Source organism: Ruegeria sp. AD5 (assembly GCF_056542345.1).
Genome location: NZ_JBQFZR010000001.1, coordinates 740,509 through 760,365 on the forward strand (window position 1 = coordinate 740,509; position 19,857 = coordinate 760,365).

A 19,857-nucleotide genomic window follows, 5' to 3' on the forward strand; every position below is an offset into this window, starting at 1 on the left:
TGATCCTCGCCAACGCAGGGATTGGCTGAACGGGACCCTCAAGCAAGCTTCCGAGCAATGCGCGCGCGCCCATCTGATGCACAGCGTTGAATATCTTGATACTATTAGCAACTTAAATTACCGCGATTCAGTTCTGAAATTTACCCTCGCTTTGTCCGCAAGCGGGGCCTTCAGCTCCGGGTCGTCGAAGGTCAGCTTTCCTTAGCCTGACCGCTTTTTTTGCTTTCTTCTTTGATCTGAGAGCGGACATTAAAACAGTTAATCGCTAATAGCGGCAAAGTCTGCAAAGCTAGAATTGCAAGGCGTAGGTTTGAAGGCCTGGTTTGGGCTGCGGCGAGTTGCTGATCTTAAATCATCCCAAGATCCATCTCAGGCCTTCATCTTAAAGTTAGATGGCTGCTGCAATGGAGGGCGGCCGAGCATTTGCCAATCCTAACGGTGCTGAGTCGCAATTTCTCTAAAGCTTCCGTTATCGATGTTGAGCACAACAATCTAGGAGATGGCTTATGGAGTTATTGTTAGACCAACTTCTTCAGACAAACTCCTAAGTGTACCATCGTGACAATGCCAAAAGCGGAATATCCCCACAAACGGAAAATTGATGTTATATAGATAAATAGGAATATAAATTCTTGAGTTGTAGGTCATCGGCACCACCGCGCTATCTTGATTTAGGAGTTCCACATGCTTCGAGCTTTTGTTTGTTCTATCTCACTAGGGCTGACATCATCGACTGTCCTTGCAGATGCTGTTCCAAGTGAAGAAGCCGCGGCAGGCTTGTTCTCAGATCAACCGTATTCCCCGTATGCCGAACGCACTTTCCCCGAGCGACCGCTGTGGGGAGACACGCATCTTCACACCGGGCTTTCGCTGGACGCAGGTGCTTTTGGGAACACTCTGTTGCCTGATGAAGCATGGCGTTTTGCAAAAGGTGAACAGGTTACTTCTTCAACGGGTCAACCAGTAAGACTGGCCCGGCCTTTGGACTGGATGGTTCTCACGGATCACACTGACCTAATGGGATTCGCCCCTGACCTTCAGGCTGGCAAGCCAGGCGTTCTTGCCGATCCGAAAGGTTTGGAATGGTACGAAGGTTACAAGGCAGGCGGCGAAGAGGCCGGCAAAGCGGCGTTCGATATCATCACCAATTTCTCGCAAATGACCCTGCCAGAAGTCCTTCTGGACTCCTACAGCCCGGGTGCTGACGCTTTTGCTTTTACATGGGAGCAAATCGTTCTGGCTGCGGAAGAACATAACGACCCCGGCAATTTCACGGCGTTCATAGGGTTCGAGTGGACTTCTGTACCCAAGGGCTTCAACCTGCACCGGAATGTTATGCTGCGCGATGGGCCCATCAGGGCGCTTCAGATGGTGCCGCCAGTCACGCAACCGCCATTTGGTGATACCGACCCAAGAACACTGTATTCATGGCTAGATGACTATCAAGAAAAAACGGGTGGTCGCGCGGTAGCTTTCGCCCATAATGGCAACCTGTCGAACGGATGGATGTTCCCGACCGAAGACACCTATCACGGTGGCAAGGTCGACGAGGAATATGTGGCTGCCCGCGCAAAATGGGAGCCCCATTACGAAGTCACTCAGATCAAGGGCGACGGCGAAGCGCACCCCTATCTGAGCCCCGACGACGAATTCGCGGATTACGAAAACTGGGACGTTGGCAATCTCGACATAACCGAGCTGAAAACCGATGACATGCTGGCCGGCGAGTACGCCCGAGAAGCCTTGAAGCGCGGTTTGTTGTTGGAAGAGAAGTTCGGCGTGAACCCATATAAGTTTGGCATGGGTGGCGCGACGGACAGCCACACGTCTCTGGCAACTGCTGAGGAAGACAACTTCTTTGGAAAATCCGTCAGCGTTGAACCTTCGGCCACGAGAATAAAGCATCCTTTCATCGCCAACGATCTTGGCGAAATTCCTGGCGACCTCCTTGTAGCTTCCGGGTACACGGCCGTTTGGGCGACCGACAATACTCGCGCTGCGATCTTCGATGCATTCAAGCGGCGCGAAACCTACGCGAGCACTGGACCGCGGATTGGTCTGCGGTTCTTTGGCGGATGGGATTTCCTCGACGCTGATGTCGAAACTCGCTTTCTTGCAGATGTGGGCTACACCAAAGGTGTTCCAATGGGTTCGGATCTGCGACCTCGCGAGGGTGAAGGTCCGCCCACATTCCTGATCGCTGCTCTGCGCGACCCGGTCGGGGCCAACCTGGATCGCGTACAGGTGATAAAGGGATGGCTCGATTCCGAAGGTGCTTTGCAGGAAAACGTCTATGACGTGGCATGGTCGGACAACCGTGTTGCTGATCAAAACGGCAAGATCCCTGCGGTTGGGAATACCGTGGATCTGGAAACCGCCAGCTGGACCAATACAATTGGAACCGCTGAACTGGTAACCGTTTGGTCTGACCCTGATTTCGATCCAAATGCGCGGGCATTCTATTACGTACGTGCGCTCGAAATCCCAACCCCACGCTGGGTGTTGTACGACAAACTGAGGTTTGGTGCGGAGCTGCCAGAAGATGCGGTACTTACGCATCAGGAGCGCGCGTATTCCTCGCCGATTTGGTACACGCCGGCAGAGTGACCTTACTTCGTGCAGATTTGGGGACCCAGGTCGCAATCACTAACTCGGGACGCTCTTATGATAAGCGGCGCGCCTTGAGTTGCAATTCCTTGTGTTACTCAACTGCCTGATGCCAGCATAAAACATAATGCCGTATCGCGTTTCACGCAGGAGCCTTCATGCGAATAGTGAAAGAACCTCTGTTCCATTTCTTCTTGATCGGAGCTGCCATATTCATTTGGTTCCACATAATATCACCAGATAACGACGCCGCTGCAGATCCGGAGACGATAGCTATAAGCGAAAGTGATGCCGCGCTGTTAGCTTCACAGTTCGAAGCAAGGTGGAAACGCCAGCCAAGCGGTTCCGAGCTACAAGCGTTGGTCGACGCTTCAATTCGCGAAGAAGTTTTAGTTAGGGAAGCAAGAAAGCTTGGCTTGGAACGCGGAGATAGCGTGATCAGGTCGCGGCTGAGCCAAAAGATGGATTTTCTGACCGAAGCCATCGCCGCTTCAGTTATTCCAGAAGACGAAGATCTAGAGGCTTTTCTCCAACAAAACACGGACCGCTACGCGACACCCAATAAGGTCGCGTTCACTCAAGTTTTTCTTGGTGAAGGACCAAGTGAGACCGAGATTGAAAGGGCACTGGCCGCCTTGCGTGCGGAACAGGAGACTTCCGGCTTGGAAAGCGCGACACTACTGCCTGCATCAATGCCCCTAACCGCGACACGGGTAATCGACTCGGTCTTTGGAACCGGATTTTCCAATGGTCTCTCCAATCTCGAAAAAGGTCAGTGGATGGGGCCGGTCCAATCAGGTTACGGCATCCATCTGGTGAAAGTGCTTGCCATTGAACCAAGCCGGATACCTCGCTTGCAAGAGATCCACAGTGTGGTGCTTCGTGATTGGCGTCGCGCCATGAGCGAAGATTTGGCGCAGGCGCAATACAAGGCTCTTGCCGACAATTATGAGATCACAGCACCCGATCTCACAGGTCAGGTCAAATGAACTTCATCTTCAGCTTGATGTTTGCTCTGCTGTTCACGTGGCCCACGGGGTACGCCAACGCGCATGCGCTTGATCCGGGATACTTGGAAATTCGACAAATCACTACGGACACTTGGAGTGTTCATTGGCGAAAACCAGATGTGTATGGTCAACCAATGGCGATTGATGCGGTGTTACCGGATGGCTGTACACCCTCACACGGCCCTGACCCAATCTCCGATGGGCGAGCGTGGGTTTCTTCCTGGGTTGTCGAATGCCGTGCTGAGATCGCGGGCCAATCCATCGAGATCGACGGACTGGCAGCACAAAAGAACGACGTTTTGGTCCGTGTGCATCCTCTGCACGCCGAGCCTGCCACGCTTCGTTTCACCCCGGATGCTGCCATCCAAAACATACCTTTTGAACAGACAACATGGTCTGTTTTCATAGCCTATTTTCAGTTGGGTTATGAACACATACTAGAAGGCTGGGATCATCTGCTCTTCGTCTTCGCCCTATTTATTTTGGTCCCTGATCCGTGGAGACTGGCGGGAGCAATCACGGCATTCACCTTGGCACATTCAATAACACTGGCACTGGCAACGCTGGGATTTCTGAATGTCCCCGGCCCGCCGGTCGAGGCCGTCATTGCGCTTTCTATCGTTTTTTTGGCAATGGAAATTGTTAAGGGCGGTGACGGGCGTTTTCGACTTTCAAAACAAAAGCCCTGGATCGTTTGTTTCGGATTTGGGCTTTTGCACGGCCTTGGTTTTGCAGGCGCTTTGGCCGAGATAGGACTTCCCTCCAACGATATTCCTGCAGCCTTGTTTGCCTTCAACCTAGGCGTCGAAGCTGGTCAGTTGAGCTTTGTCGGAGCTTTGGCACTTCTTGTCGCGATCTGGCGATTGATGGCACGTCCAGTTAGCCAAAGGGCGACTGTGATTGCCGCTTATGGCATCGGGTCGGTATCGATGTACTGGCTCATAGAACGCATAAGTGGGTTCTAAAGCGCTAAACCTCGATTTCGTTGAGGTGGTAGATCGGCTCAAGGCACTAGTCGATTGCAAAGCGCGCAAATTGACCGGATGCAGGTGCAACCGCGCAGAATAGGTTGCGAAAAAAAGCCCACTTCATCGCATGCCCAACGTTAGTTTACCTATGCGGCCATAGTTGCTCCCTGTCCAATCTGCGGATCTGGTATGTGCGCATTTGGTTGCGAGCGTTCATTGAAACCAAACAGGTGAAGGGCAGCTTTGTCCGCGAGGCAGCCCTTCATATTCGCTCCACCGAACAGCCATCACTCAACCAGAGATCGCTTGACATAAAACCGCTTCAGCGATGTTCGCGGTTTGCCATGACGCTGCAATTCGAGCGATGGTTGCAAAAATCGGTCAAACGGGAACTCTGCTGGTTTCAGCGCCAAGCTTTATCGCAACTAACTTCATGGAGTCGCCTGGCGTTCTTTTTCTGGCCAGAATTCATCCACCACGACATATGCGATAATTACAAAGAAAGCGGCGCTGGCGACTTGCAATACGCGAGTGATGCTCTTGACGTCAGCCTCGTCTGAAAACGGCGCAACCGAACCGCCATATACAATCAGAGCTGTTGTAATCGCGGAACCGGCGGCGGCGGCGAGCGGGACTTTTGACTTTCCAAGTGCTCCGAGTGTTAGGCAAAAGAAAAAACACAGCAGAATGGGGGTTAGAATAACCGGAGCTATTACGTTTATTTCATAGCATATGATGGAGACTGCCGCCCCAAGTAGATTTGCCGTCAGCATTGCTTTTGCAACTGCTTTGCCTGCAGCTGGCATTGCCGCAAGTTGCTGGCTCAGCAGGGCGACAAAAAACAGAACCAACAAAGCAGAAGCGCCGGAAATAAAGAACGCCATAGCAAAGGGCACTGTGACAAGAGACATCCTGACTATTCGGCGATGTGAGTCGAAGTCCGGCGATGCTGCAGCTTTCTTTTGAGGTGCCGTTTGAGGTGCAGCGGGTATCAACACGAACATCAGCGTCGATACGAAGCCAGCAAACAGCAGGTTCAACGGGATCCAATACACAAGCACCAAAGCCAGATCCTGTGATTGCAGCACCAAATTCGGAATCATCAACGCCCCCATGAGAGCGATGACACCCGGCAATACTCCGGCACCGGAAACTGACCAAATGAAAGACAGGATTATTCCAATGGCCACCAGAATGAGAAACACAAGAGGATAAGGTGAGAAGATTGACGACAAAAGGAATGAAATGAACATCAATCCAATCGAGAAGACAAACAGCTTACCAAATGCTGCCAAAGGTAGTGCCGCAGGTGCTTGAAGGAAAAGGGCAGTGAACACCGCCCCAACAACGGCAAGGGGCCACCCAAGAAATAGGCCCAATGCAAAGACACCGGTAACACCCAGCGCAAGCCGGGTGACAGAGCTTTGATCCTCAGTACGCATAGGAGAAGATTGAAACTACGCGGATGTAGGCGCGGCCTACGAGGTTCAGCAACGAGTTGTCGCTTAGATACATGATCACATCGGCCTGCCCGTTCAGTTGAAAGCGAAGATCGTCTTCGGCACTTCCAGCTTCATAGCCGGGTAAAACAATCCTGACCGGAAACCTTTCAGGCTCCCGCAAAAATCCCTTGGTGCTTGGCGGGCTCGCCAATTGCCCCGGCTCATCACCGCCACTCAAAGAAACAGCAGCACTAAAGCTCTCAATGACGCCCGGAACAATCTTACCTGGATGCATATCCAACACCACATCAACCGGAGACCCTATTGAAGCTCTTCCCAGATTGTTCTCGGTAAAATACGCCTCTATCCAGACGTCGGTTGCATCCAGAAACGTCAAAAGATCCTGACCGGATCGCGCATACGTTCCGGGGGCAATCAGCAGATTAGAAATGACACCTGTCGCCGGAGCACGCAGTTCGGTCCATTCAAGGTTCAGTTCCGCATCCGCCAAGGCCGCCAGTGCGCGCTGGATTTTCGGGTTTTCAATCCCATCGTCACCAAGCCTTTGCTTCGCTTTTTCCAGATCAGCTTTTGCGTTCTCAAAGTTTGCCTCAGATTCTGCCAGTTGTCCTCGTGCATCATCGGCCTTTGAGACGGCAATCAACCCTTTCTTTTCGAGCGCAAATACACGTTCCGTCTGAATGCGCATCGTATCCAGATCGCTCTGCGCCCTTGCGAGTTTGGCTTGTGCCGCACTTACCTCTGCCGAAGACGCACCCACCTCTTGGGTTGCCGCTTCAAGATCAGCTTCCGCCTTTGAACGCTCGATTTCGTAGGGTCTGGAATCTATTCGAACCAGAACATCACCTGCCGAAACGACTTGGCCGTTTTCTACCAAAACTTCCGTTACCGTTCCGGTCACCTGAGGCACGATTTGGGTGGCCACCGCTTTTACTCTGGCGTTCCCGGTAAATGGCGTTTTTCGATCAGCGACCAGATACCAGACAAGAAAAATCAGAATGACAGCCAGGGTTGTCCATATCGTTTTCCTCATTTCGCCGCGCCTTCAACTGTGCCCTCGGCTTCAGGTGAGGTATCAATCCAAACCTTGAACAGCTCATAGAAGACAGCAAAGAGAACCGGCCCCATAAAAACGCCAATCAACCCGTACGCCATCATACCTCCGAGAACACCGATGAGGATGACCAGCATGGGAGTCTCAAGGCCTTTTGAGATGAACACGGGTCTTAGGAAACTGTCCATTATCATGACGGGAACGGCCAATATGGTGAAGATCAGAGCAGTTCCGCCGGACATAGAACTCCAAGCGTAGATAATAACGGGTATCAGAACCAGTCCGGGCCCGATTTGGATAATCGAGAGTATGAGGCAGACAAATGCCAGCGTGGCGGCCGAAGAAATCCCAAACAACGCCAGCAGTATCCAAACGAAAACAGCCTGAATGGCTGCTACGCCAATCACGCCTTTTGTAACGTTCCGGATCGTTGCGCCTGCCAGTGTCACGAATTCACCGCCGCGTGGTGCAAAGACACGGTTGGCAAAGCGCTGAAGACCCTGGACCAAATTTGGCCCCGGGCTGAACAATGCCCCCATAATCAACACGGACAGAGCTAAGCCAAGAAGCCCGATACCAATGCCCAGCACCTTTCCGAAGAGCGATTTGGTTATCTCAAGGATTTGCGCGCCGTATTTTGCAAGCGCGCCGTCAAGATTGCGCTCAAACATTCCCCAGACATCGGAGATTTTATTTCCAACCAACGGCAATTCCTTGAGGCCCTCGGGCGCAGGGGGGATTTTCAATTCACCCTTGTCTGCTTGTTCCGCGAAATCAGACCCTAGTTCTGCAGCACCAGACACCGCAGTTGCGACTGGCCCCAGGGTCAGAACAAGGCCCAACAGAACGATAATTGTTGTGGCAAGCTTCTTACGTCCTCCCAGCTTGGATTGCAGCCAATCAAATGCCGGGTAGAGCGCGACGCAGAGTATCGTTGCCCAGATAACCACACTTGCAAGCGGAGCCACCATGACCAGGGCGCTGTAGAGGAATAATCCGAGAAAGAGCAATCGTATCGCGAGGTCGACAATCTTCGCGTCCTGGGTCTTTTCCATTCCATCCCTCCACTATCTGTTTTCCAAACAATACACTCAAAAAACGTAATATGTATATTTTTTGAGTTTTCGGCGATCATCTATCAGTTTGAAGGTACGAGTGAATCCGAGGCACGGCTTCAGATGCGCGGTCGCACTGATACCTGCGCATGAACTCAAATTGCCTCAATTGGGGATAATCTATTTGTCCGTTTTTTCGTCGTCTTGGGACAAGATTGTATCTGCCACTGTGGTCGCCGCAGTCACGAAAACACCCAAGCCTACAATGATATACACCATTGTGAAGATTTTCCCCGCCGCAGTTTCAGGTGAGAAGTCACCGAACCCTACGGTCGAAATTGTCACTACGGAAAAGTAGATCGAGTCTAGCCAACTCCAACCTTCGACAAAGTGGTAGAAGACCGAGGCCCATAAAATCATTCCGACTGTGAAGGCAAGAAGGCCTTTCACTCTACCGTCCTTGAAAGCGACGCCTATCCCACGTGTTATTCTAGTTAGCGAATTCATTGTGTCCCCGTCGTTTGAAGAATTCACATATAACAGTAATTAGATGGATGTGGGAAATTGAAGCATTTTAACCGCGTCTAGTTTAATTGGGGCGTCCAGGCGCAGTAGTCAAAGGTAATGCAATGTGCTCGTTTATGAAACATTAAACGCGTTTCAAGCCAGCTATTTTGAAACTGGGTCAGCAGCACATCCTAAATTTGGTCCTTTAACCGTCTCTTGGCCGCCCCACCAATTCCGCAAGAGAAGTCGGCTAAATGGTCAAGGTCATTTAGGGTTCAGCAAAATAAGAAGCCACATATTCCATTAACATGATGCTTTAATGGTCTAGTCTGCCCAAGAAAGGAATCAGAACCTTAGGAGAAAAGCGTGCGGTTCATCACAAGAGGTGTAATGGTTTGTTGCGCTGTCGCGTTCGTCGCGGTTGTTGTGGCATGGCTTTTCCTGTCCTCTGCGTTGTTTTCTTCTGTCAGAACCACTTTTGTTAAAAACCTGATCTCGAAGAAACTTGGTCAGGACGTGTTAATAGAAGATGAAGTGCGTCTAGGCCTTGGCCGGCAACTGCAGGTATCCGCAGCGGGATTGGTACTACGCGGCGCGATCAAGACCGAAGCGAACCTGGCAGCAATCGACAAACTTGAGTTCAAAATTTCCGCCCGCGACCTTTGGAACAGCAAATTGTCGCTGAGTGAGCTTTCTCTCTCGGGTGTTCACCTCAACTTGATCACGGACAAAGACGGTGTCGGAAACTGGCAGCCCACTTCCCAAACGGGCGCTAAAGCCGGGGATCCGGCCAAACCTGCAAACCTGTCTGTTGCTGGAATCCTAACGGACCACAAAATTGACCTGACCGATGTCACCGTTCTTTACCAGAACGATCTAAACGGGCTTGGTCTGGATCTGCAGCTTCCTGAGCTGAATTTAAAGCGTGATACGGAAACCGACGTTGTGACCGCGGTTGGGGCTGGTTCACTAAATGGAGAGAAGTTTGATCTGAACGCGAGCATTCCCGCGGACGACCCGTTTCAGGTCGCTGTGAATTTCGAACAGATTGCGATTGCCGCCGAAGAAGTCCCTCAAGAGAACGGGCTACAAGTGAATACGACCATAGAGGTTGCCGAACTTGGTCAGCTTCTTGATATCCTGAAACTCAATCGCGTTTTGGAGGGTTCAGGAAGCATTGGTGCAACATTCAAATCAGTCGACGGCGTAGCCCGGATTGATGACCTGGCTGTATTGACTGAATTGGATGGTGGGCAAAGCCTTTCGCTGACGGGACAAATCGGAGAGTTGGGAAACCCAGAAGACGTATCCCTGACAACCCGCATTCGGTTGTACCCTGAAGATGCTGAACCCGCCCCAGCCGCGTCGCGGTATGATCTAAAACTAATAGCAGTTGACATGGTTATCGATAGCGTACCCGGGCAGGTCCCGCAGCGGCAAATGGTCATTGAAACCAACGGGTTCACATTGGATACCTCTGGTGAAGGGCCGCCCCCGATTAAGTTTTCCGAGCTTTCCAGAACACCCGAAGGCGCCTTGAGTGTTGGAAACATCAATTTGAGAATTGGGAACCCTGCTGATCCATTTATCATTTTGGACGGTTCGGTCGAAGACGCGTTGCAATTACAAGGCATATCGGCCGACGGGTTAATGGATATACCCGCAAGCAGCTTGATCTCACCAGAGCTTCTGGGACCGGATGATCAACTTGGTCGATTTTCTGGTAACTTTCATTTGAACGGCGACATCAATCAGCTTTCGCTGACAAATTTGGATGGCCAGACAAGCAAAACGGAACTTTGGAACCTTGAGGTGCATGGCTCTGTAAAAAATGTGCTCAAATTCGAGAACCTGGATTTGGCAATTCAAGTAGAAGTCCCCTCCGGAGCGGACCTGTTAGAAGCCCTATCGCTTGATCGGGTGGAAACTGGGCAGGCTAACTTTGAAATTGGCCTTGCCAGCGAAGGAGCCGATTGGGATGCGAATGCCAAAATCAAGGTTGCTGACTCTGTCTTGCAAATTGTGGCCGATCTTGATGATGCAACGAGTGATCCTGTACTACAGGGTTCCATAGAGAGCGACTTGATAAAGATAGATCAGATCCGAACCATCGTTCAGGCCGCTGCACAATTGAGGAAAATAGGCGGTCCAGAGCCCGACGAGGAAGACGTCATTGAGGAATCCGGCGACACTAGTCCTCTAAGAGACGTAACACTTAAACCTATTGGGCGTTCAATTCTCTTGTCCGGTATGGATATGGATGTCGACGTTGACCTTCGGCACATAGAGGGTGCCAAAGGCATCAGCAGTTTGCAGAGTGAACTGACGCTCAACGAAAATGAACTCAAGGCCGGACCTTTGAATTTTGAATACGGAGGTGCTCATTTCGATGTCAGCGGACAAATGGATCTATCGAACGACGCGCATCTGCTCACGCTGACCGGCACAGCAGGCGGCTGGCAGCTTGATGAAATTCTTCACAACCTGAACTTCAAAAAGGGCGCAAGCGGTACCATCTATGCAGATTTTTCGGTGACCGGCGGAACCGATTCACCTAAGCATTTTGCCAACAGCATGAACGGCAATGCCACGGTCTCAATGCGTGACGGCTCGATCGAGACCCAGCTTTTGGATCTGGCAGGGCTAGGGATACTACCTTGGGTGTTTACCAAAGAGAAACAAAAGGTTGCTCCGATCATATGTTTGCGTGCACCGATTAGTATTTCCAATGGAAGTATTTCGACGAAACAAACCACATTGGAGACAGATCATGTCCAAGTCGTCGTCTTTGGCGGTGTTAATGTAGCGGGCAAGGTTTTGGACTTAAACCTGCAGCCCCGCAAGATTGGCGAACCTCTGTCGAAGAGCCCCTGGCCCGTGACCTTGAAAGGCCCACTAGCGAAGCCGAAGATCAAGGTAAAAGACGGTCCCAAGCGACTGAAACGATCGGATGGTGCGGACAAAATGCCGGCAAAAAGAAAACTTTGTGTTCCGGATATTTTACAACTGCAGTAGTGGCGAAGGCAGTCGATATAAGAACACAAATAAAGTTCAAAAAGAATGACATCGCTTTCTGGATGCGATCTTTGCTTTGGGTTTTCTCTCGATATATTCCGCACTTTAGGCGCGAACCAACCCGGCGTCACAGGGGATCGTCTCGATTTCTCTTCGGTCCAGCGCCAGAGCCAGATGGGTCGCTGCGGGCTCAATGTGCTCTGCAACTTGGCCAAGCTTCACACGCCTCTGCAAACGCTTGAATACTCTCTTCAGTTATGTCCAACGTTGGAGTCACATTCCGATCTCGAACGTTCACTGCACTTCTGTTCCAACTGTGACGGTTGGGTCAGGTTCGTGTGACGTTCAACAAGATATTTGGAACTTCACTGATCTTTGACTCAATCGACGGCCAAAACCTCAACAAACAGGTCAATCAAGTCATTCAATTAAGACCCAAACGTCAAGCATATCTGACCCAACGAGATTAACGGCTATTCACCGGCGCTGCTTTCAAAGTCTCAAAAGAGTACCAGTTTGTTATTCGTCTGACCTAACGACATGACGGCTAACCACGCGTTTCGGTTCCCGAGACCCAGAACTCGTTTCGCCGGGATCGGACCCGTTCGGCCAAAAAGTCTACGAATAGCCGGACACGGGCTGTATTCCGAAGGTCGCGATGCAGCAAAAGCCAGATGCTCCGATACGGCATTGGTTTTTGGAACGGTGCACGGATCAGATCAGGATGGCGGTCACCCAGATTGCAAGCAAGATAGGCCATCCCCAAACCGGAGGCCGCCAGTGTGATCAGAGGTACCAACTCAGAGACACGGTGCTTCACCACCAGTCCAAGCGCACCACAGTGAATGGCCGCAGCGAGTCCATACTTTCGACTGCCGCAATCCAACCGAATGGCCGCAAACAGTGTTTCAAGGTGGTGAGCGATACCAGCTCTCAATTCAGAATGTCGGCGATTGCCCCTATCAGGTTCAGCACCTCATGTGTTTCACGGTTTACTTCGTAAACATAATCTCCGGCACGCACGTAATATCCGTTGCGCCGTAGTCCCCAACGGCTGGGATCATCAATGCGGACATACCCATCATAGATGTAATCGCCACGTCGATATTTCTTTGCCTGTCCAGGCGGTACGCACGGGATTGCCTTTTTTGCCAAGCCCGGCGGACAATGTCCGGATTTGGATTTCACATGGATCGGCGAGGTAGCGCCGGTTCCGCTAACGTGCCCCGTGCTAAGGCTCCACAAGCTGACACTGGCGTTCGCAAATGACGCGCCTTGCACGGTCAGTGCCACCGCCAGAATCCCAGCAATCTTTTTCATTCCCAGCGCCTTTTTCAGCTTCTTAGCCTAGATATGATCTTGAATGGGCCTTGGCGAGTTCATAAGCGAAGAGTCGCTTTCCGATGCAGCAGTTTGTTCACGAGCTGAAATCATCGGCTGCGATTGTCATCGCAAATTCAACTAAAGCATTAAAACGGGATGTTCTTCCTCCACCTGGTCGCCCGCCTATTCGTTTGTCTTTATTTCGCGAACAACATTAACTGAACGTGAACAATGTATTCTCAGAGTGTTCAAACAGTCTCAGGCATAGTGATGGTGTTGGATCATTCGGGACGTTGTTCCGTTTGATCGCTGACAAGGGGAAACGCATGATCAAGTCTGCCTTTGTGACTGAAGAGTCCAGCACAACAGCTGTGATGCAAACCTCCGGCAAAATCGCCGAAGAACGTTTGCCAACCACGACCAAATCGAGCAGTGGTCGCTTCCCTCCTATCGATAATGCATTAACACAGATCGTCAAAAACAAGCGGCTTTCCGAGGCACATAACAACGTCTGAAGGCAGTTCAGCAGACCCCCACACAATTCCCGGTATTCGTCCTAGATATTGGAATTGAAAACTAAATCCCGCTCCAGTTATGGGGCGGGGTTTCTTTATTATGCCTTTGGGAAAAAGGGCGTAGCCTTTGATATGCAAAAGTATCCGGCCAGCTGCTACCCATTCTGTGAAGCCTTTGGCCGACCCGGGTTTCAGTACTTCCGTGAGTGGTCAGTACTGAGGGTTGATTGACGCAGAGAGTCGTTGTCTTTCGTTACAGACCCAACAGCACCTTTACCTCGTGTTCAACGGCGTCGGTCACGGGTTTGTTGGCGGCGGCTTCCAGGGCTTCCCGTTCGGTCAATTCCTGTTCCTCGACCTGGTCAGCCAGTTCTTGCACTTGTTCAGTCGCTTCTTCGTATTCGACGGCAGCCTGACGTTCATCGTTCAGGTCCTGCGCTGCTTCGATCGAAGAGTCCAAATCAGCGCGGGCTTCATCCAATTGCTCCTCAATCTCTGGGTCAGTTCCGCCTGCGTCTTCCAGAGCTTGTTCGAGATCCTCGACGCGTTCCTGGTCTTCCTGGACTTCACTCAACGCGGCTTCCAGGTCTTCTTCAATCTCAGGAACAGTCCGCTCCGGCGGCTCCAAGCCAGCGAGCTCTTCCAATTGTTCCTCAAGCTCTTCGCGCAAGGGTTCTCCGGCCAACACGGTATCTCGATAATTGGCAATTCGGCCTACGCGGGAATTGGGTGCTGCATTTTCTAATGCAGTTGCGCTGGCGTTGGCGGCATTGAGCGCCCCTAACTCAGACGGGTGGGCACCAAGAAGTGCCGCCATCTTGTTCCCCTTTTCCCTGACCGCTGGGCGAATGGACTCTTCGACAATTACTGTTTTCGAAGGCTTCTTGTACGTCCTGGGCTTTTGTTTGCTTCCGCTGGTGGTCGAGCGTTTTCCAGATGTGGCGACCGTTCTCGACTTGCCTTTGCCGCTAAAGATATCCTTCAAGGAAAAACGACCGCCCTTGCCCAAAGCAGAGCGCGAAGATTTTGTCTTGGATTTACCGGTGTTTCGGCCACCAAAACTTTTGTCGGCACCTTTCTTTCCGCCTTTGTTACCGGCGAAACTGTGGTCATCACGATCTCCGCTGGCGGAGTTCCCTTTGCCACCGCTATTGCCTTTTCCGCCGCCGTTGCCTCCACCGTTTCCTTTATCGCCGCCTTTGCCGTTGCCTCCACCGTTACCCTTTCCACCGCCATTGCCTTTGCCCTCCTTTGCAAATGCAATATCCGGCACCGCAACGGTGGCTACGATGGCTGTAGATCCCAACAACGCGATTGCCAGGGTCGATGCTTTTAGCAGTCTCAAACTGGTGATTTTCATATCGACCTCCTCGGTGGAAATCAGCGGGTATCAGTTTTCTGAAACAACTCGCTATGTTCAATAGTCTCGATTCACGCACGAATCCCCAATGCTTCTTGCCATTTAACTTGAGGGTGCTTGAACGCAGGGCTAACTGCTTGTTCATCATCGGTTCATGTCGAAAGACGTAGTCTCTAGCCGCGAAATACGAGGACTTTCATGCGCGCGAAGGTGATCTTGGTGGTAGCAAGCCTGATTGTTGCTTTGCCTTTTAGGGAAGCGGCTGCCCAGACACGCGAGCTCAAGCAAGGTGAACTGCGCAAAGCGACCCTGACCGGGGACACCATTCGTTTGAAACGGGTTATCAAAGGTGTCGAAAAAGCCTATGGCGGCACCCCTGTCGATGCGCGCGCGTTTCAGGCTGATCAAATTTACTATCGTATTCTAGTCAAAAAGCCCGATGGAAAAATTGTCAGTGTCATTGTGGATGCACAGACCGGTACAGTCGTTTCCAATCGATCCAGTGTTGGGCGTCAAATATCGAAAGCAGCCCGTTCGAACCCCGCCAACGCCAACAACAGCCGCGACACCAACAGCAATCGTGGAGCTTCTGCGAGCCGTGGAAACAACGGCAAAAGCAGTGGCAATAGCAATGCTGGTGGAAACGGCGGTGGCAATGGCAACGGCGGCGGCAACGGCGGCGGCAATGGAGGTGGAAATGGTGGTGGAAACGGAGGAGGTAATAGCGGTGGTAACGGCAGCGGCAATGGTGGCGGAAACAGCGGTGGAAACGGCGGCGGCAACTCTGGCGGGAACGGCAAGGGCAACGGTAAAAAATAGGGCTTAAACCAAAGCAGTTGTGACTGTAGTTTTTGAATATGAGAGTACTTCTGGCCGAAGATGAACCGCAGCTATGCGAGCAGATTAAGAAACTTCTTAGCGCAGAAGGCCGCGTGGTAGATGTGGCCAAGAATGGTACTGACGCCCTGCACCTGGGTGCGACCGAACCTTACGACATGATCATCCTCGACATCGGGTTGCCGGAACGCGACGGTATTTCTGTCCTGCGCGAATGGCGCAGCGCGGGCGTTAAGACACCCGTGTTGATCCTCACCGCCCGCGATGGGTGGAGCGAGCGCGTGGATGGTCTTGATGCAGGTGCTGATGACTACATGACGAAGCCATTTCACATGCCCGAGCTGGCCGCTCGTGTACGGGCCATCCTGCGCCGACAAAGCGGTCAGTTAAACCCGGTTATCGAAATGGGGGACGTTATGCTCGATACGCGAAACGGTCGCGTCAGCGTGGGCGGCGTTCCTGTTGATCTGACGGCGCAAGAGATCGCAGTTCTGACATACCTTGCCCACAACATCGGACGCATGGTGTCACGTACCGAGTTGTCAGAGCATATCTATGAATATGACGGTGACAGGGATTCGAACACCATTGCCGTCTTCATAACCCGGCTGCGTAAGAAACTGGGCTCTGACCTCATTACAACGGTCAGAGGGCGCGGCTATATGATCGATACGGCCTGATGTTATCGCTGCGCCAGCGTGCTTTGCTTGGGGGTCTCGCCACGGGAGCCCTTTCTGTCGGCGTCGGAACATTGGTTGTGTTTTCGTATATCAACACGCGTGTTCTGGTGCAGTTCGACGAGGCTCTGCGCGAACGGCACACGCAACTTGTTGTCGGGCTGAGCGGCACCACCAATAACCCCGAAACCTTGCGTGATCTCATGTTCGACCCGGCCTACGGAACGCCGTACTCGGGCAGGTATTGGCAAGTGACCGATGGCAGCGGAACCACATTTACGTCCGCCTCGCTGTTTGACGAAACAATTTCCGAACCTACACGTCTGAGGGAAGAGGCAGTCGTCTGGAACACCACTGGCCCGGATAATGAGGCGGTTCGCAGCGTCTATCAGAAAATCACATTCGAAGACGGAACCGAGTGGGGCGTGACGGTCGCTGAAAGCAGGCAAGCGCTGATCAGCGAACGCCGGGCCGCACAGAATAACCTGCTTCCGGTTTTTGGGTTGGTCGGCCTGATCGGGGTTGCTGGCTCGCTGCTGTTGATGTCTGCAATTATCGGCCCCCTCAGGAAACTGCGCGCAGATGTGACGCATCGCTGGGACAAGGGAGATGACCTTAGGCCGAAAGACTATCCCGAAGAGGTTTCGCCACTTGTCGAAGACCTCAATCAACTTCTGCACAGAAACCGCGAGATTGTATCGGGCTCGCGGCGGCAAGCGGCGGACCTGGCGCATGCGCTGAAAACGCCGACAGCAATCCTCAGAAATGAACTGACAAACTTGTCGGAAACCGGAGCCGATACCATTCAAGCAGAAGAGGCTTTGGGTCGGATCGATGCACAGCTTGGCCGCTCCCTCGCGCGCATGCGTGCGACCAATACTGGAGAATTGACACATTCAAAAACCGATCTTTCGAACTCAATAGGGAGATTGTCCAGACTGTTTTCAGTCATGGCAGAGCGCGAAGGGAAATCACTTACTTCAGACCACGAGGCCGGTCTCTGGGTGCGAATGGACACTCAAGACATAGAAGAAGTGATTGGTAACCTTCTCGACAACGCTCTCAAATGGTGCCAATCAACAGTTCAGATCGCTGCAAAGCGTGTTGAAGACGGCATTCAGATCTGCATTGAAGATGACGGGCCTGGAATTCCTGAAAATGCACGTGAAGGAGTGCTTCGTTCGGGAGGTCGTTTAGACACTTCTGTCAGCGGAACCGGTTTAGGTTTGGCAATCGCCGTTGATCTGCTGAATGCATATGGCTGCAATCTGACACTAGATACATCCCAAAAACTCGGCGGCTTGGCTTGCCAAATTCTGGTTTCAGAATAGGCACAATTGCGTAAAGGCGCACAACGGCCCTTGAATTCAGTCAATCAAATGGCAGTTTTTTGCTCAGACTATAAGTTCGGACAGTCTTCTGCTCTTCCTGTGCTGGGAATAGCATCAGCATGGGCGCCGACCGCGATATGGAAGTTCGATGTAGAGTAACCGCTTTGAGCCGCAGCATCGGTCGCTTCGGGCTCATTGCCGTCCTATTTCGCGCGCACCGAAATTGCCTCGAAATACGTTCCCCTCATCTCGTCTGACCTAACAGTCAAAAAGCCCAGCCAGCCCGCGCTTGTTATGCGTGGGGTAGAAACAAAACTGCACCGCTTCCGGGTGAGGCCGGGGGGTGGGGTGCGACATTCCGACTCAATCCGATATCGAGCGGACGATCCGGCAAGCGATTTGATTTTAGTGGCAGATCAGGGGCAGGAAAACGTCGATGGGAATTTATTCAATGTTTTCAGCACCAAGTGGCGGACCGAGGAGGATTGATACCGATTTTGTAACACCTCTTATTTCCTATTATTTTCAATATGTTAGCCAACATATTTCCTTCACGGCAGGTCAAAAATGTTGCGGGATTTGTTGCGGGATCAACGCCAACGTTTCGAGCAACAAACCTAAAGCCCAGAACTCGCTGGTGGCGTCACATCCTAACTCTAGGAGTTTCCAAACCGATGCGAGCGAAGCAATCATTTAGCGCAGAAAGCGCAGCGGCGGATCCGCCTAAAGACCACACAGCTATCGAACGACCACCACCGGGAGTCTTCAGGGCGAGTGCATTTCCGCTCCACAGGTCTGTCAGGAAGTTTTTGAACGCGCCGCCCTTCTCCCAGCGGAAGATAATCGTATCCATGCCCACATTGCCGATGAACTCAGCATCGCGCAGATTCCACCGCTGATAGTCGATGTCGACAACCGCATCCTGCTGGAAGTTGCCCTCCCAGCCTTCATAATCCGGGGCCATGAAGATGAACATGATCACTCCGCCATCGGCATATGCGGTCATACTCACTACATCGCCACTACGATTACTAGTCTTGGCTGTGCAGTACATCTGACTGTCATCGGGCACTTCTAGATCGACGGACCATGCTTTGTGCCTATGCAACTCATAAGTTTCGGCTTTTGCATCTAGACCAAAAGCCAGAAGCGCTGATGGTAGCAGTGTGGACCCAATTATGTGTTTCATTGCGTCTCCAGTCCGTAGCTTTCGTGCTTCCTATATGGCCCCTTCCTAAGTGTCGCTTTCTTTAGTCACTAGTTGCTCTGAGCCGCCAACTCGACATTGGTGACTAGGTCAAGTCTGGAGCACATTGCAAAACTGGAAACCACCACAAAGCTGATTGAGCCCTCTAATGTGAAGAATAGCCAACAGAGACACTCTCTGTTGGCAAGCCTTTAGCCTCTGCCAAGGCACTGGTAAGTTCTAGAGATAGTTGCTTCTAAGCACTGCCCATAACCGTTTCGAGAATGGCACTGTTCAGAAGTTCCTTGGAAAGGGTCCGCCTTGGTATAGCCCCATGCTTTGCACCGCGCATTAGCCGAAGCCTGAGCTTGGGCCCAATCCGGCGTGGTTGGTGCGTATAGTCCGGTATTGTAGGAAAGCACGACATTAGCGTCGTCTCGACTACCTGAAGTAGGCACAGGAACCACCGTCTGCGCCTCACATGCTGCAACCAGACTAGCAACAGCTATAAACATATATTTTAACTTCATTTTATTGTCCCTCGTTGACGAAAAACGAGTATCGAATCCACTTATATAGTGTCAATATGGCACTTATTTCGCCCTTAAGGTTTTGTTGCAAATTAGCGCTCGGCTGTTCGCTACAAGTCGTTTTTGGTGAACTTGCTGAAATACAAGGCCGGGTTTTGTGTATGTACTAGGTTAAAGAATTCCCAGCGAATTGTGCGAACGAAATAGAAGCGCCATTACTTACGCTGGACTTATGAAAGAGTTTTCGCCGACCGCAAACTATCAAGCAAGTTTTCACTATCAATAATGGAAATCGACGAACTGAAGCTAAGCCTGTCCGAGGGAGATAACTATCACTTTTCAATAGTTCATGAGCTCTAAAACCATCGGCGCACGTCAAGAATGTTGCGGGATTTGTTGCGGGATGGGTTCGAATCTCC

The 19,857-nt window shown here is 51.7% G+C and carries 18 protein-coding genes; 9 read left to right on the top strand and 9 right to left on the bottom strand.

The genetic code is table 11. From position 1 onward, the window contains the following. Positions 1-684 precede the first annotated feature (684 nt). The 3 genes from ACR0JG_RS03760 to ACR0JG_RS03770 all read left to right on the top strand — a co-directional run bounded on the left by ACR0JG_RS03760 (position 685) and on the right by ACR0JG_RS03770 (position 4,582). Complete coding sequence (locus tag ACR0JG_RS03760; protein WP_480567578.1) at positions 685-2,607, top strand: DUF3604 domain-containing protein; 1,923 nt, start codon at positions 685-687, stop codon at positions 2,605-2,607. 158 nt (positions 2,608-2,765) lie between these two features. Further along, entirely contained in the window at positions 2,766-3,596 is an 831-nt protein-coding gene (locus ACR0JG_RS03765; RefSeq protein ID WP_170647190.1) for a peptidyl-prolyl cis-trans isomerase, read from the top strand. Between the two features lie 155 nt (positions 3,597-3,751). Next, positions 3,752-4,582: a HupE/UreJ family protein gene (locus ACR0JG_RS03770; RefSeq protein ID WP_480567581.1), complete on the top strand. Its 831-nt coding sequence runs from the start codon at positions 3,752-3,754 to the stop codon at positions 4,580-4,582. A 434-nt stretch (positions 4,583-5,016) separates the two neighbouring features. Here the strand turns inward: ACR0JG_RS03770 and ACR0JG_RS03775 are convergent, their stop codons facing one another. The 4 genes from ACR0JG_RS03775 to ACR0JG_RS03790 form a co-directional block, all read right to left on the bottom strand. Next, the gene (locus tag ACR0JG_RS03775; RefSeq protein ID WP_170424669.1) at positions 5,017-6,027 is read right to left on the bottom strand and encodes a DUF2955 domain-containing protein; all 1,011 of its coding nucleotides are present in this window, start codon (positions 6,025-6,027) and stop codon (positions 5,017-5,019) included. Then, a complete protein-coding gene (locus ACR0JG_RS03780) occupies positions 6,017-7,081 on the bottom strand; it encodes an HlyD family secretion protein (RefSeq protein ID WP_170403695.1) in 1,065 nt (354 codons plus the stop codon). The genes ACR0JG_RS03775 and ACR0JG_RS03780 overlap by 11 nt, the downstream gene beginning before the upstream one ends. Then, entirely contained in the window at positions 7,078-8,157 is a 1,080-nt protein-coding gene (locus tag ACR0JG_RS03785; protein ID WP_480567583.1) for an AI-2E family transporter, read from the bottom strand. The genes ACR0JG_RS03780 and ACR0JG_RS03785 overlap by 4 nt, the downstream gene beginning before the upstream one ends. Before the next feature lie 180 nt (positions 8,158-8,337). After that, the gene (locus tag ACR0JG_RS03790) at positions 8,338-8,607 is read right to left on the bottom strand and encodes a potassium channel family protein (protein WP_480439390.1); all 270 of its coding nucleotides are present in this window, start codon (positions 8,605-8,607) and stop codon (positions 8,338-8,340) included. A 423-nt stretch (positions 8,608-9,030) separates the two neighbouring features. On the opposite strand from ACR0JG_RS03790, the gene ACR0JG_RS03795 reads away from it, so the two are divergent. Beyond that, complete coding sequence (locus ACR0JG_RS03795) at positions 9,031-11,679, top strand: AsmA family protein (RefSeq protein ID WP_480567585.1); 2,649 nt, start codon at positions 9,031-9,033, stop codon at positions 11,677-11,679. Between the two features lie 547 nt (positions 11,680-12,226). Here the strand turns inward: ACR0JG_RS03795 and ACR0JG_RS03800 are convergent. Beyond that, positions 12,227-12,616: a LysR substrate-binding domain-containing protein gene (locus tag ACR0JG_RS03800; RefSeq protein WP_480567587.1), complete on the bottom strand. Its 390-nt coding sequence runs from the start codon at positions 12,614-12,616 to the stop codon at positions 12,227-12,229. Further along, complete coding sequence (locus tag ACR0JG_RS03805; RefSeq protein ID WP_480567589.1) at positions 12,613-12,999, bottom strand: excinuclease ABC subunit A; 387 nt, start codon at positions 12,997-12,999, stop codon at positions 12,613-12,615. Before ACR0JG_RS03805 ends, ACR0JG_RS03800 begins: the two co-directional genes overlap by 4 nt. 329 nt (positions 13,000-13,328) lie before the next feature. On the opposite strand from ACR0JG_RS03805, the gene ACR0JG_RS03810 reads away from it, so the two are divergent. After that, positions 13,329-13,517, top strand: a complete 189-nt coding sequence (locus ACR0JG_RS03810; protein WP_223117590.1) for a hypothetical protein — start codon at positions 13,329-13,331, stop codon at positions 13,515-13,517. Positions 13,518-13,770: 253 nt separating this feature from the next. On the opposite strand, the gene ACR0JG_RS03815 is transcribed toward ACR0JG_RS03810, so the two are convergent. Continuing rightward, entirely contained in the window at positions 13,771-14,334 is a 564-nt protein-coding gene (locus tag ACR0JG_RS03815; RefSeq protein WP_480567591.1) for a hypothetical protein, read from the bottom strand. A gap of 31 nt (positions 14,335-14,365) precedes the next feature. On the opposite strand from ACR0JG_RS03815, the gene ACR0JG_RS03820 reads away from it, so the two are divergent. The 4 genes from ACR0JG_RS03820 (at position 14,366) to ACR0JG_RS03835 (ending at position 17,722) form a co-directional block, all read left to right on the top strand. Beyond that, positions 14,366-14,941: a hypothetical protein gene (locus tag ACR0JG_RS03820; protein WP_480567593.1), complete on the top strand. Its 576-nt coding sequence runs from the start codon at positions 14,366-14,368 to the stop codon at positions 14,939-14,941. 134 nt (positions 14,942-15,075) lie between these two features. Next, positions 15,076-15,696, top strand: coding sequence for a PepSY domain-containing protein (locus tag ACR0JG_RS03825; protein WP_480567597.1), 621 nt, complete (start codon positions 15,076-15,078; stop codon positions 15,694-15,696). 38 nt (positions 15,697-15,734) lie between these two features. Then, entirely contained in the window at positions 15,735-16,394 is a 660-nt protein-coding gene (locus ACR0JG_RS03830) for a response regulator transcription factor (RefSeq protein ID WP_480567599.1), read from the top strand. Continuing rightward, on the top strand, positions 16,394-17,722 hold the full coding sequence (locus tag ACR0JG_RS03835; protein WP_480567601.1) for an ATP-binding protein: 1,329 nt from the start codon (positions 16,394-16,396) through the stop codon (positions 17,720-17,722). The genes ACR0JG_RS03830 and ACR0JG_RS03835 overlap by 1 nt, the downstream gene beginning before the upstream one ends. Before the next feature lie 643 nt (positions 17,723-18,365). Here ACR0JG_RS03835 and ACR0JG_RS03840 read toward each other — a convergent pair. Then, positions 18,366-18,911 carry a hypothetical protein gene (locus tag ACR0JG_RS03840; protein WP_480567603.1) on the bottom strand — a complete coding sequence of 182 codons (546 nt, stop codon included), beginning with the start codon at positions 18,909-18,911 and terminating at the stop codon, positions 18,366-18,368. Positions 18,912-19,120: 209 nt separating this feature from the next. Continuing rightward, complete coding sequence (gene yecR / locus ACR0JG_RS03845) at positions 19,121-19,438, bottom strand: YecR family lipoprotein (protein WP_480567606.1); 318 nt, start codon at positions 19,436-19,438, stop codon at positions 19,121-19,123. Positions 19,439-19,857 lie beyond the last annotated feature (419 nt).

Bases quoted from the DNA above. Each gene is read 5' to 3' on its own strand.
- ACR0JG_RS03760 (WP_480567578.1), top strand. From the start codon at position 685: ATGCTTCGAGCTTTTGTTTGTTCTATCTCACTAGGGCTGACATCATCG.
- ACR0JG_RS03765 (WP_170647190.1), top strand. From the start codon at position 2,766: ATGCGAATAGTGAAAGAACCTCTGTTCCATTTCTTCTTGATCGGAGCT.
- ACR0JG_RS03770 (WP_480567581.1), top strand. From the start codon at position 3,752: ATGGCGATTGATGCGGTGTTACCGGATGGCTGTACACCCTCACACGGC.
- ACR0JG_RS03775 (WP_170424669.1), bottom strand. From the start codon at position 6,027: ATGCGTACTGAGGATCAAAGCTCTGTCACCCGGCTTGCGCTGGGTGTT.
- ACR0JG_RS03780 (WP_170403695.1), bottom strand. From the start codon at position 7,081: ATGAGGAAAACGATATGGACAACCCTGGCTGTCATTCTGATTTTTCTT.
- ACR0JG_RS03785 (WP_480567583.1), bottom strand. From the start codon at position 8,157: ATGGAAAAGACCCAGGACGCGAAGATTGTCGACCTCGCGATACGATTG.
- ACR0JG_RS03805 (WP_480567589.1), bottom strand. From the start codon at position 12,999: ATGAAAAAGATTGCTGGGATTCTGGCGGTGGCACTGACCGTGCAAGGC.
- ACR0JG_RS03810 (WP_223117590.1), top strand. From the start codon at position 13,329: ATGATCAAGTCTGCCTTTGTGACTGAAGAGTCCAGCACAACAGCTGTG.
- ACR0JG_RS03815 (WP_480567591.1), bottom strand. From the start codon at position 14,334: ATGGCGGCACTTCTTGGTGCCCACCCGTCTGAGTTAGGGGCGCTCAAT.
- ACR0JG_RS03820 (WP_480567593.1), top strand. From the start codon at position 14,366: ATGGACTCTTCGACAATTACTGTTTTCGAAGGCTTCTTGTACGTCCTG.
- ACR0JG_RS03825 (WP_480567597.1), top strand. From the start codon at position 15,076: ATGCGCGCGAAGGTGATCTTGGTGGTAGCAAGCCTGATTGTTGCTTTG.
- ACR0JG_RS03830 (WP_480567599.1), top strand. From the start codon at position 15,735: ATGAGAGTACTTCTGGCCGAAGATGAACCGCAGCTATGCGAGCAGATT.
- ACR0JG_RS03835 (WP_480567601.1), top strand. From the start codon at position 16,394: ATGTTATCGCTGCGCCAGCGTGCTTTGCTTGGGGGTCTCGCCACGGGA.
- ACR0JG_RS03840 (WP_480567603.1), bottom strand. From the start codon at position 18,911: ATGAAACACATAATTGGGTCCACACTGCTACCATCAGCGCTTCTGGCT.
- yecR (WP_480567606.1), bottom strand. From the start codon at position 19,438: ATGAAGTTAAAATATATGTTTATAGCTGTTGCTAGTCTGGTTGCAGCA.